This is a genomic window from Flavobacterium sp. C3NV (genome assembly GCF_046825355.2).
Taxonomy (GTDB): Bacteria; Bacteroidota; Bacteroidia; order Flavobacteriales; family Flavobacteriaceae; genus Flavobacterium.
Map to the genome: position 1 here is coordinate 30,206 of NZ_JBKQBJ020000023.1, position 12,548 is coordinate 42,753.

The window sequence follows — 12,548 nt, forward strand, 5'->3', positions numbered from 1 at the left end:
TTTTTTGTTTTTCGAAAGTACAAAACACCTCTTCCACCCTTCTTTTTTACCTCACTTTTCAAGTGTAAAATAATGATTTTCAACAGAAAACGTTTGCGTAGATTTTTTTTTCTACTGACAAATATCATCTTTATTCTATTGATATGTCTTGATATTTGATACAGATAAAAAGCAAAATCTTATCCTTTTTTTTCTTTAGAAGCAAAAATTTGTAAGTATTAAGCAATCCAAAAAACATTAAAAAATGAGTAAAAAAGATAGAATGAGAAATTAGTTATAAATAGATTTTTAGAGTTAATCCTACATCAGACTCAAAAAAACTTTCGTCGTAAAAATAATTAGTGATCACAATCTATAAAACTGCATTAAAAGTGAATATTAACTATAACACAAATTACTATGAATGAGAAAACTTTAAGTCCAAATGGAACCGAAAACAAAACAGCAGAAAAACAAAGTGCTGGATTAGTAAAAGATCCCGTAAAGGAAACTCCAAAAGTTGATGCTATTGCTCATGTCGAAGAACTTGCCAAAAAAGGAGCCATTGCTCTGGAACAATTCCTGGAACTTAATCAGGAGCAAGTTGATTATATTGTAGCCAAAGCCTCTGTTGCTGCTGTAGACAAACACGGCGAACTTGCTTTGCATGCTGTTGAAGAAACAGGCCGCGGTATTTTTGAAGACAAAGCAACCAAAAATATGTTTGCTGCCGAAAATGTAACCAATAGCTTAAAAAACTTAAAAACCGTAGGTATTATAGGCGAAGATCAATTATCAGGAATTGTAGAAATTGCAGAACCCGTAGGCGTAATTTGTGGTGTTACACCAACAACCAACCCTACTTCTACTACTGTTTTCAAAGCATTAATTGCTCTTAAAACCCGTAATCCAATTATATTTGGTTTCCATCCGTCGGCTCAACAATGCTCTAAAGCTGCTGCAATTGTAGTTCGCGATGCCGCGATTGCTGCCGGAGCTCCGCAAAATTGTATTCAATGGATCGAATATCCATCTGTAGAAGCTACCAATTCTTTAATGAACCATCCTACAATTGCCACCATTCTGGCAACCGGAGGAAATGCAATGGTTCGCGCCGCTTATTCTTGTGGTAAACCAGCTTTGGGCGTTGGTGCCGGAAACGTTCCTGCGTATATTGAGAAAACCGCCAATATAAAACAAGCCGTTTACGATATCGTACTTTCAAAATCATTTGACTGGGGAATGATCTGCGCCTCTGAACAAGCTGCTATTATCGATAAAGAAATTTATGAAGAAACAAAAGCTGCTTTTAAACACCATCATGTTTATTTTGCTAATGAAAAAGAAAAAGCAAAACTTGAAGAATTAATGTTTGGCGTTACTGCAAAAGGTATAAACTGCGGTGGTGCAAAACTAAACTCAAGTGTTGTTGGAAAATCTCCGCAATGGATCGCAGAGCAAGCTGGTTTCTCTGTTCCTGAAAATGTGGTAATTATTGCTGCTGAAGTAACAGAAGTTGGCGTAAATGAACCTTTGACCAGAGAAAAACTTTCTCCTGTTTTGGCGATTCTAAAATCAAATTCAACAGAAGAAGGTATTAAACTATCTGAACAAATGGTAGAATTTGACGGATTAGGTCACTCAGCAGCCATTCATACAAAAGACGAAAAAATAGCTAAAGATTTTGGAGTTGCCGTAAAAGCGATTCGTGTAATCTGGAACTCGCCTTCGACTTTTGGAGGCATCGGAGACGTTTACAATTCATTTATTCCGTCTCTTACCCTTGGCTGCGGATCTTATGGAAAAAACTCTGTTTCAGGAAATGTTGGTGCAATAAATTTAATAAATATCAAGCGAATTGGTAGAAGAAATAATAATATGCAATGGTTCAAAGTCCCTTCAAAAATCTATTTCGAGCCTAACTCGATTCAATATTTAAAATCAATGCAATCTCTTGACAAAGTAATGATTGTAACTGATTTGATTATGCTAAAACTTGGTTTTGTTCAAAAAATCATAGACGTTTTAAACCGTCGTGCCAACAAAGTCGATGTTAGAATTTTTTCTAATGTAGAGCCAGATCCAAGCATCGAAACGGCCAGAGCAGGTGCAGAAACCATGTGTGAGTTTCAGCCGGATACTATTATTGCGCTGGGCGGAGGATCTGTTATGGATGCTGCAAAAGTTATGTGGCTGCTATACGAACAACCTCAGGTTTCGTTTGATGATGTCAAACAAAAATTCCTGGACATTCGTAAACGTGCCGTGAAGATTCCAACCTTAGGAAAAAAAGCAAAAATGATTTGTATACCAACAACTTCAGGAACAGGCTCTGAAGTAACTCCTTTTGCGGTAATTTCAGATCATTCTGTCAATAAAAAATATCCTTTGGCAGATTATGCTTTTACACCAACTGTTGCGATTATCGACTCTGAGTTAACGAAAACCGTTCCTCCGTCAGTTACTGCAGATACAGGAATGGATGTACTTACGCACGCAACAGAAGCCTATGTTTCGATTGTGGCAAATGATTACACAGACGGACTTGCTCTTCAGGCTATCAAAATGGTATTTCAATATCTGGAAAGAACCTATCTTGACGGTAAAAATGACGACGAAGCACGCGATAAAATGCACAATGCTTCGACAATTGCAGGTATGGCATTTGCCAATGCAATGTTAGGAATTTCCCACTCTATGGCGCATAAAATTGGCGGAATGTTCCATACACCACACGGTCGTACAAATGCTATTTTATTGCCTTATGTGATTAAATACAACGGAGAAGTTCCCGGAAAACTTTCGGTATGGCCAAAATATTCTACTTATAAAGCAGATCAAAAATATTTTGAAATTTGCCAAATGTTAGGCCTTCCGGCAAAAGGACCAAAAGACGGACCTCAGGTTTATGCTCAGGCTTGTTATGAATTGGGTAAAAAAGTAGGTATAAAAATGAGCTTTAAAGAACAAGGTCTGGATGAAAAAGAATGGCTTGCAAAACTAAACACACTTGCCATGAATGCTTTTGAAGATCAATGTACTCCGGCAAACCCTCGTTTACCATTGGTAAAAGATATGGAAGAAATTATGCGTAAAGCATATTACGGAGAAAAAATCTAAATCATAGATTTAGATAAACACTAAAAAAACCGCCTTTTGGGCGGTTTTTATGTTTTTATAAAAATACGAAAATTAAAACTTCTGAAGCGTTTCAATCACATACGTATGCATCACTTCTTTATAATCTAAATGAGTTACAAGTCTTAGTTTATTGCTCCCCATTGAGCTTATTAAAATATTTTTTTGTTTTAATTTTTCAATCAGAAGCTGATCACTGTAACCTTCTGCCAATGAAAAGATCAAAATATTAGTTTCTACAGGTTCAATATGTGACACCCACGGCTTTGTGCTTAAAATTGCGGCGATTTCTTTTGCACGTCTGTGATCTTCTGCCAATCTTTCAATATTATTAGCCAAAGCATATAGTCCGGCTGCAGCCAAATAACCAACCTGACGCATTCCTCCGCCTAATATCTTCCTGATTCTCAACGCTCTGTGAATATCAGCTTTGCTTCCTAACAAAATTGAACCAATTGGAGCGCCTAATCCTTTTGATAAACAAACTGAAATAGTATCGAAAATAGCACCAAAATCTTTGGGATTTTGTCTTTTGGCCACCAATGCATTCCAAATTCTCGCTCCATCAAGATGGAATTTCAAATTATTGGCATCGCAAACCTTTTTTATTTCTCTTAAATCATCTAGTTCATAACAAGCTCCGCCACCTTTGTTGGTTGTATTTTCTACACAAACCAAACTCGTCAACGGACTATGATAAAATTCCGGATCATTAATCGCTGCTGCAACCTGACTTGCCGTAATCATACCTCGATTTCCATCCAATAAGCAACAAGAAACGCCACTATTAAACGAAACTCCGCCACCTTCATAATTATAAACGTGGGCATATTTATCAGCAATTAATTGCTCTCCGGGCTGTGTATGTAATTTTATAGCGGTTTGGTTGGCCATAGTTCCTGACGGAAAAAATAGTCCGGCCTCCATACCAAAAAACTCAGCGACTCTGGTTTCCAACTCAATAACTGTAGGATCTTGTCTGTATACATCATCGCCAACATGAGCGTTAAACATATACTGCAACATTTCGTTGGTAGGTTTGGTAATAGTATCGCTAATTAAATTTATCTCCATATTCTAAAAAGTATATCTTTTTTGTACAGCAAAATTACGTATTACTGATAGTTATTCTTGGCAAGTTTTGCTAAAATTTAACTTGTAAATACAATTAAACCAAATTAACGTAATATTTACAAAAATCATATAAAACTAACATTAATATTCTAAAATTAGCTTATAATTTTAAAAACCAATTTGTTAGATATAAAAATTACTGCTTATATGCAATAAAGGCTAAACACATAAATAACTGATAATCATACAATAAATTCATTCTTAAAATTAAACTTAAAAAAGCCCATTATTATTACTTTAGCGCAAAGCAAACAAAAAATAAATGCTAATTTTTTTCTTTAGTAATTAATTCCTGAAAGCAAAATTATCTTCCGGCAACTTATCTACTTCACAAAGACTTTTTAGAGCTACTGTCTGGACACAATATTATAAGTTCAATTTTAAACACAAATTTCACAAATTTGCACAAATTTAAATGGTCAGCTTAGTTTGTGAAATTAATTTCACAAACTAATTAGTGGCAATTAGTGAAATTCGTGTTTATTTTTGTATTTATGTCCAAACGGTAGCTTTTTAGAGACTATTTTATATGTTAAAATTAATGTTATAATCTAAAAACTATATCTTATTTTTGTACAATAAAAATTACGTGTTTACTACGAGTTCTTTCTATAAGCTTCAATAATCACGTAAAATTCAAGAAACAATAAAAACTACTATTAATTTATGACAACTACCGAACAAATAAAAAGTATTGTGGAGCGCCTTGGTGCGTTGAGGAGGTATCTTTGACGTTGATGCCAAACTAATTGAAATTGCCAACGAAGAAGAAAAAACCTTCGCACCAGACTTTTGGAACAATGCAAAAGAAGCCGAAGTCATTGTAAAAAACCTTCGAAACAAGAAAAAATGGATCGAAGATTACAACAAAGCCATCGAACTTACAGATGAATTGCAACTTGCCTATGATTTTTATAAAGAGGGGGAACTTTCTGCAGAAGAATTAGACGAGCATTACAATACAACGCAAGCTCATATCGAAAACATCGAGTTCAAAAACATGCTTTCAGACGAAGGAGACAGTTTGAGTGCCGTAGTACAAATTACTGCTGGTGCGGGCGGAACCGAAAGTTGTGATTGGGCAGGAATGCTAATGCGTATGTATATGATGTGGGGAGAAAGTTATGGTTTTAAAATAAAAGAACTAAACTTTCAGGCCGGCGAAGTTGCGGGAATTAAAACCGTTACGCTGGAGTTTGAGGGCGATTATTCTTTTGGATATTTAAAAGGAGAAAACGGCGTACATCGTTTGGTTCGAATCTCTCCCTTTGATAGTAATGCCAAACGTCATACTTCATTTGCATCTGTATATGTTTATCCGCTTGTTGATGACAGTATCGAAATTGACATTAATCCTGCCGATATCGAAATTACAACTTCCCGATCCAGTGGTGCCGGAGGACAAAATGTGAATAAGGTTGAAACCAAAGTACAATTGGTACACAAACCAACCGGAATCCAGATTCAATGTTCTGAAACCCGATCTCAGCAAGACAACAGACAACGTGCCATGCAAATGTTACGTTCGCAATTGTATGAAATCGAATTGAAGAAACAGCAAGCACAACGCGCTGATATCGAAGCCGGAAAAATGAAAATCGAATGGGGTTCGCAAATACGTAATTACGTAATGCAGCCTTATAAGTTAGTAAAAGATGTTCGTACAGGCTATGAAACCAGTGATGTCGATGGCGTTATGAACGGAAATATTGATCCTTTCCTAAAAGCATTTTTAATGATGATGGGGCAAAAAGAGGAAGAATAAATGAATAAATATATCAAAGGTTGTTTAGTAATAATAGGTGTTTTTATTACTCTGGTAGCAATAATGATTGGTTGGTTCTTGTGGTCATCAGATCACCGAAAAAAACAAGCCGAGATTGATGCAGTCGAGTTCTCAAAAGAATGCGATACAGTCAAACTTATTACTGAACGACCTGAGATTCAGTTCGCAAAATTCAAAAAGAATGAAATTAATATTCTTAAGTTTCAGATACTAAGACAAGGAAAATTTATTCAGGACACATTGATTAAAAATGGGTTCAAGAAAAGAACCAGTTATGATGAATATAAATCTATCAATATTCCTTATAAAACATTTTTAAAAACTGATACCATTGTAGTCACCACACAAAACAAATTGCATTATTATATTTCGGGCTATCATCATTATGCTTACTTACATTACGGAATGACGGGCTATGTTGGAAGTAATGACTGTAGATTTTCTGATAATCCTACAATTAACAATGAAGTTTTTTTGCGACCGGTACTTTTCAGGGAAAACGGTTGGATTAATCCCGAAGTATCAAAACATATTCGTAAAATTAGTGTATCAGATAGTATCGAGTATTATAGTTTTGCCAAAAAAAGCAAAATAAAAATAAAAGACGCAGATCGTATCCTGAAAGAAAAAAGAAAAGATCAGGTTTTTAGATCAACCACAACTGACGGAATCGAGGTTGGCCCAAAAAATAGTTACTACATATTTGGCGAAGAAACAGAATCAGGAACACTTCCTGATGACTTAGTTCCCAGAAACCTTAAACATTATGTAGTTAAAATAAATTGCGAAACCGGAGAATATAAACGATATGAAAATTATCCATTTGATAATTAATTATTTACTTTTATAAGTAACAGTAAATATTCTTATTACATTTTAAGTATCTTAAGAATAGTAACTTTATTCAATCTTTTTAATTTAAAATTACGACAATGATAAAATGGGCAGATATAATTCGTTTTACGAATAAAGGAAATCCAACTCCGGATAAAAGAGTGGAGAAAACACCGGAAGAATGGAAACAGCTTTTAACGCCGGAAGAATTTCAGGTGGCACGATTAAAAGGCACCGAAAGATCTTTTAGTTCTGAACTTTGCAGTTTATTCGATCCGGGAATTTATGAATGTAAATGTTGTGGCACTTTACTTTTTGATGCAACCGAGAAATTCGAATCAGGAACAGGCTGGCCTTCTTTTACACAACCGCTAAAAGAAAATGCTATTGCTTATCATGCAGACAAATCATACGGAATGATTCGTGTTGAGGTGGTTTGCAATACCTGCGATGCACATTTGGGGCACGTTTTTCCTGATGGTCCTGAACCAAGTGGTTTGCGTTATTGCATTAATGCTATTTCTCTTTCTAAAATAAAAGAATAAAAATTCCAAAAAAGCGATTCCTTAAAAGTGAATCGCTTTTTTTTTATAATTTCATTTTAAAACGAGAATAAAATTTTAAAAAAACTTTCAATTTAACTTCATAAGAAAATATACTTTTTATTAAATTAAGATTTAACTTACCAATTTTGCTGTTTTTAAAAATTAAACTCAAAAACATTCAAAAAAAATAAAAAGCAACCTTCCATTTTTTCTTATTTTCTTTAAATAAATAATAAAAATCAACAAAAAGCTCATTCCAAATTCAAAGCCAACGAAACCTACAAAATATCACGATGCTTTTGCAATCGCTCACAAAGCCAATTTAAAGCTAAAAACCAATTGATTTAAAACAAGATAACTTTATAATAATTACCTAAAACACTTAGTTTTAATTTTAAAAACTAACACTTTAAAACCTACAAAATATCAGTAATAAAGTTTATATCATAGCCTGACAATTCAAAAACAATCAAAAAATTAATAGAATTACTGTTAAAATTGTAATATTTAAACTATTATTTAAAATACTATATAAAAAACTTCAAAATAAGATTAGGTAATTTAAATCTAATTGATTTTATTTGGTGCGAAATAACCCCTAAAACAATTAAATTCATTCGATGAAATCCTATTCAATTCAAGAAATTAATGAAGTTATTAATGGCGTAATTTACGGCACAACTTCGCAAAGCATTACAGCAACAGAACAATTAGAAAAAGCCACCACTTCTGAAATTTCTTTTATAGGAAATAAAAAATATGAAAAATTCTGGGAAGCTTCAAAAGCTTCAATTGCAGTTGTTAATGAAGACATTTCAATTGAACCAGGAAATAATCGTGCTTTTATAAAGGTAAAAAATGCTGATTTGGCTATGTCTCAAATTTTAGCACTTTTTGCTCCGCCTACTCCAATATTCCGTAATAATATCCATAAATCAGCTAATGTTGATGAAACAGCTATTATTGGCGAAGGTGCAAGAATTGGTGCTGGTTGCTATATTGGTCCAAAAGTTGAAATTGGTGCAAATGTTACTATTTATCCAAACGTTACCATTTTAGACGAATGTACTATTGGTAAAAATACAATCATTTGGTCAGGGGCTGTAGTTCGTGAACGTTGTCATATTGGTAATGATTGTATCATTCACCCAAATGCAACAATCGGAGCTGATGGTTTTGGATTTCGTCCTTGTAGTGAAAAAGGTTTAGTAAAAATTCCACAAATTGGAAATGTAATTATTGGTAACGGAGTTGAAATTGGAGCAAATACTTGCGTTGATCGTGGAAAATTTAGTTCTACAGTTCTTGGCGACGGATGTAAAATCGATAATTTAGTTCAAATTGGACATAATAGTAAATTAGGTAAATTTTGTATTATGGCCGGAAATAGCGGTTTAGCCGGTTCTGTAACATTAGGAAATGGTGTTATTATTGGCGGAAGCGCTTCTATAAAAGATCATACTACTATAGGAGATGGTGCTATTGTTGGAGCTGGTTCAGGAGTCGTTGGTGATATTCCTGCAGGAAAAACAATGTTAGGATATCCTGCTGTCGAAGCTCGTGATGCATTAAAACAATGGGCTATTTTGAAAAGAATGGTTGGCGATTCAAAAAAATAAAATACAAACACACATCATATAAAAAACAGAAGCTTGCTTCTGTTTTTTTTGTTTTACAACCAAAAGTTACTTAAAATTGATTTTAGAAATGTATGATCTGCTGTGATTTTTACGTCTTAGGAAACTTACTTTTATTTTAACTCAAGATTATATTTATTATGTGGGTTTCAATTGATTTTGTAAATTAGCCAACACTATTTTGTAAAAACCACAATATACCATGGATTTAAACTTCAATAAAAACGAAGATCACAATAAACTATTACTTTCTGACTTAAAACAAAGATTCGCCAAAGTAAAACTGGGCGGAGGCGAAAAACGTATAGAAAAATTACATGCCGAAGGAAAAATGACAGCACGTGAGCGTATCGCTTATTTGCTTGACGAAGGCTCAAAAAGTATTGAAATTGGAGGTTTTGTTGGAGACGGAATGTATGCTGAACATGGTGGATGCCCTTCAGGAGGTGTTGTCATCAAAATAGGCTACATAAGAGGTAAACAATGTATCGTTGTAGCCAATGATGCTACCGTAAAAGCTGGAGCCTGGTTCCCAATTACCGGAAAGAAAAATCTTCGTGCGCAGGAAATTGCCATGGAAAACAGATTACCTATTATTTACCTGGTCGACAGCGCAGGGGTTTATTTGCCTCTTCAGGATGAAATTTTTCCTGACAAAGAGCATTTTGGCCGAATCTTTAGAAACAATGCACAAATGAGCAGTATGGGTATTACCCAAATTGCTGCCGTTATGGGGAGTTGCGTTGCCGGTGGAGCTTACTTGCCTATTATGAGCGACGAAGCTTTGATTGTAGATAAAACCGGAAGTATTTTCCTGGCCGGAAGTTATTTGGTAAAAGCTGCCATTGGAGAAACGATCGATAACGAAACTTTAGGCGGCGCCACAACACATTGCGAGATTTCGGGCGTGACTGATTATAAGGCTAAAGACGATAAAGACGCATTAGATAAAATAAAAAATATTGTAGATAAAATAGGCGATTATGATAAAGCGGGCTACAACCGAATCAAATCTGAAAAACCTGCTTTAGAACCAAAAGACATTTACGGAATTTTACCAAAAGCCCGAAACGAACAATACGATATGATGGAAATCATCAATCGTTTGGTTGATAATTCAGAGTTTGAAGCTTATAAAGATGGTTATGGTCAAACCATTATTACAGGTTATGCCAGAATCGATGGATGGGCGGTAGGAATTGTTGCCAATCAACGAAAAGTAGTTAAAACCAAAAAAGGAGAAATGCAGTTTGGCGGAGTTATTTACTCTGATAGTGCTGATAAAGCTACACGATTTATTGCCAATTGTAATCAGAAAAAAATTCCGTTGGTATTTGTTCAGGATGTTACCGGTTTTATGGTGGGATCAAAATCTGAACATGGCGGTATTATAAAAGATGGTGCAAAAATGGTAAATGCCGTTAGTAATTCGGTTGTACCAAAGTTTACCGTAATAGTTGGTAATTCTTACGGAGCAGGAAATTATGCCATGTGCGGAAAAGCCTATGATCCGAGATTAATTTTTGCATGGCCAAGTGCAGAACTTGCTGTTATGGGAGGAACTCAGGCTGCAAAAGTTTTAGCCCAAATCGAAGCTTCTTCGCTTAAAGCAAAAGGAGAAATCGTTGACGAAGCCAAAGAAGCTGAATTATTTAATAAAATTAAAGCGAGATACGACGAACAAACTTCTCCCTATTATGCTGCGTCAAGATTATGGACAGATGCCATCATCGATCCTTTAGATACCCGTACCTGGATTTCTATGGGAATTGAAGCTGCAAACCATGCTCCTATTCAAAAACAATTTAATTTAGGCGTTATTCAGGTTTAAAAAATTCCTGCATTTTTCAAAACACGTTAAAAAAATACAAAAATCTCACTTTCAGACACTTAAAACTAAGTATCTCATTAAAAAGTAGTAACTTTATATGTAATTTTTAATCACGTAGTATCATGGAAAATGTAAAAAGTTTAAATAAGTGGGCAAATGCGCACACTTATTTACCGGTTGATTTAGTACGTATTGTTTTGGGTGTATTTTTATTTATGAAAGGAATTTCATTTGTAACCAACATTCAGTATTTACATGATTTAATTTCTCCAATTGATCAGTTTGGCGGCGGAATGTTTCTTTTACATTACATTGCACCAGCGCATATGATTGGTGGTATTATGATCTTTTTCGGATTACTAACCCGTTGGGCAATTGCAGCCCAATTGCCAATATTATTTGGTGCAATTCTCATCAATTTTATGGGACATATGCACTCCGAAAGTTTAATTTTGGCTATAGTAGTACTTTTAGTTTGTGTTTTCTTCCTGTTTTACGGAAGCGGAAAACACTCTGCTGATTATTATTTCAAAATGCAACAATAACTTCATTTATCCTCAATAGCACAATTATCTACTGAGGATAAATAATAACACTACTTTTAAAGTTAATTAATTCTTTAAAATTTCTTTAATTGTATTTTATGAGTTAAATTCGCCACCATGAATTGGATTCGTAAAACCGTTATTTTTATATCACTTTTGATAATTGCTTTTTTTGCTGTTCAGGCAAACGAATCTTCTATTGAAATAAATGAAAGTCAAAAAACGGATACTAATTTCTCAATTGACTACGCCGATTCATTAGCCTTTATACAACCGCAGGCAAGTTATCAATTTGCAGCAAACATAAAATCGAATCCATCTATCTTAACAAAATGGTTTGATGCTGTATTGATGGTGATTCCTCAGCATAAAGCGGTTCAATCAACATCAAACTTTGCAAATCAATTTGCAACTCAGAGCAAGAAAGTCCTTCTAATGCTCTACCCCTTCCATTTTTTCTGGTAGGCATTTTATGAAATTTAATTAAGGAAAATCTTTTTCCTGACAAAAGTGAGCCGCTTTCTATCCTGAAAGCTGATTCATATTTCATAATAATTTTACCCAATTTTTTAAATCAATGGAAACAAGTGTAACCATAATTGGTATTGTGATCGCGATCATAGTAGCCATTCCTGTATATTTTTCAGCACGAACGAGTGCTGCAAGCAAATCAAAAATTTTAAACATAAAAAAGAAATTCAGTCCAACTCATCCGGAAGATTTTGATTTAACTGAATCTCAAAGCAACAAAACACTTACAATAGATCAGAAAAACAGACGATTTATTTTGATGAATTTCAATCCTAATCAGCAAGAATCTATTTATGTAGATCTAAAAACTGTTTCATCCTGTAAACTGGTTTTAACTACTGAAGGACCATCAGATACAATTGTAAAAATTGACTTTGAATTTCAGGATAAAGAAACTCCTAAAAAAATTACAATACCATTCTATGATTTTGATGATGACCGCATCAAACAGATAAGCGCCTATCAAGATCATCAGTTTGCAAAAAAATGGCTTAAAACCATCCAAGATTCTATTTCACGTTAGTTATTTAATTCAGAAAAGAGGCTCCTAGTGAGTCTCTTTTTTTTGCCAAATACATGATATTTGTC

Annotated in this window: 10 protein-coding genes; 9 read left to right on the forward strand and 1 reads right to left on the reverse strand. The window is 34.3% G+C overall.

What is annotated here, in order from left to right:
• Positions 1-399 precede the first annotated feature (399 nt).
• The gene (adhE, locus tag ACIDC4_RS23410; RefSeq protein WP_412045403.1) at positions 400-3,099 is read left to right on the forward strand and encodes a bifunctional acetaldehyde-CoA/alcohol dehydrogenase; all 2,700 of its coding nucleotides are present in this window, start codon (positions 400-402) and stop codon (positions 3,097-3,099) included.
• Positions 3,100-3,171: 72 nt separating this feature from the next.
• Here the strand turns inward: adhE and ACIDC4_RS23415 are convergent, their stop codons facing one another.
• Positions 3,172-4,191, reverse strand: a complete 1,020-nt coding sequence (locus ACIDC4_RS23415) for a threonine aldolase family protein (protein WP_412045404.1) — start codon at positions 4,189-4,191, stop codon at positions 3,172-3,174.
• A 726-nt stretch (positions 4,192-4,917) separates the two neighbouring features.
• On the opposite strand from ACIDC4_RS23415, the gene prfB reads away from it, so the two are divergent.
• The 8 genes from prfB (at position 4,918) to ACIDC4_RS23455 (ending at position 12,483) form a co-directional block, all read left to right on the forward strand.
• Positions 4,918-6,016 (forward strand): peptide chain release factor 2 gene (prfB, locus tag ACIDC4_RS23420; RefSeq protein ID WP_412045405.1). Its coding sequence is split into 2 segments (ribosomal slippage): positions 4,918-4,980 and positions 4,982-6,016, totalling 1,098 coding nucleotides; the frame shifts between segments, so codons are not numbered across the junction.
• Positions 6,017-6,871 carry a hypothetical protein gene (locus tag ACIDC4_RS23425; protein ID WP_412045406.1) on the forward strand — a complete coding sequence of 285 codons (855 nt, stop codon included), beginning with the start codon at positions 6,017-6,019 and terminating at the stop codon, positions 6,869-6,871.
• A 98-nt stretch (positions 6,872-6,969) separates the two neighbouring features.
• Positions 6,970-7,416: a peptide-methionine (R)-S-oxide reductase MsrB gene (msrB, locus tag ACIDC4_RS23430; RefSeq protein WP_230037052.1), complete on the forward strand. Its 447-nt coding sequence runs from the start codon at positions 6,970-6,972 to the stop codon at positions 7,414-7,416.
• Positions 7,417-8,036: 620 nt separating this feature from the next.
• Positions 8,037-9,035, forward strand: coding sequence for a UDP-3-O-(3-hydroxymyristoyl)glucosamine N-acyltransferase (gene lpxD, locus ACIDC4_RS23435; protein WP_412045407.1), 999 nt, complete (start codon positions 8,037-8,039; stop codon positions 9,033-9,035).
• A 220-nt stretch (positions 9,036-9,255) separates the two neighbouring features.
• Positions 9,256-10,884: an acyl-CoA carboxylase subunit beta gene (locus ACIDC4_RS23440; RefSeq protein WP_412045408.1), complete on the forward strand. Its 1,629-nt coding sequence runs from the start codon at positions 9,256-9,258 to the stop codon at positions 10,882-10,884.
• A 122-nt stretch (positions 10,885-11,006) separates the two neighbouring features.
• Positions 11,007-11,429 carry a DoxX family protein gene (locus tag ACIDC4_RS23445; RefSeq protein WP_194615519.1) on the forward strand — a complete coding sequence of 141 codons (423 nt, stop codon included), beginning with the start codon at positions 11,007-11,009 and terminating at the stop codon, positions 11,427-11,429.
• 117 nt (positions 11,430-11,546) lie between these two features.
• Positions 11,547-11,894: a hypothetical protein gene (locus ACIDC4_RS23450; RefSeq protein ID WP_412045409.1), complete on the forward strand. Its 348-nt coding sequence runs from the start codon at positions 11,547-11,549 to the stop codon at positions 11,892-11,894.
• A gap of 112 nt (positions 11,895-12,006) precedes the next feature.
• Entirely contained in the window at positions 12,007-12,483 is a 477-nt protein-coding gene (locus tag ACIDC4_RS23455) for a hypothetical protein (protein ID WP_412045410.1), read from the forward strand.
• Positions 12,484-12,548 lie beyond the last annotated feature (65 nt).

What these genes read in the sequence shown, in the direction of transcription:
- adhE (WP_412045403.1), top strand. Translation starts at nt 400, where the DNA reads ATGAATGAGAAAACTTTAAGTCCAAATGGAACCGAAAACAAAACAGCA.
- ACIDC4_RS23415 (WP_412045404.1), bottom strand. Translation starts at nt 4,191, where the DNA reads ATGGAGATAAATTTAATTAGCGATACTATTACCAAACCTACCAACGAA.
- ACIDC4_RS23425 (WP_412045406.1), top strand. Translation starts at nt 6,017, where the DNA reads ATGAATAAATATATCAAAGGTTGTTTAGTAATAATAGGTGTTTTTATT.
- msrB (WP_230037052.1), top strand. Translation starts at nt 6,970, where the DNA reads ATGATAAAATGGGCAGATATAATTCGTTTTACGAATAAAGGAAATCCA.
- lpxD (WP_412045407.1), top strand. Translation starts at nt 8,037, where the DNA reads ATGAAATCCTATTCAATTCAAGAAATTAATGAAGTTATTAATGGCGTA.
- ACIDC4_RS23440 (WP_412045408.1), top strand. Translation starts at nt 9,256, where the DNA reads ATGGATTTAAACTTCAATAAAAACGAAGATCACAATAAACTATTACTT.
- ACIDC4_RS23445 (WP_194615519.1), top strand. Translation starts at nt 11,007, where the DNA reads ATGGAAAATGTAAAAAGTTTAAATAAGTGGGCAAATGCGCACACTTAT.
- ACIDC4_RS23450 (WP_412045409.1), top strand. Translation starts at nt 11,547, where the DNA reads ATGAATTGGATTCGTAAAACCGTTATTTTTATATCACTTTTGATAATT.
- ACIDC4_RS23455 (WP_412045410.1), top strand. Translation starts at nt 12,007, where the DNA reads ATGGAAACAAGTGTAACCATAATTGGTATTGTGATCGCGATCATAGTA.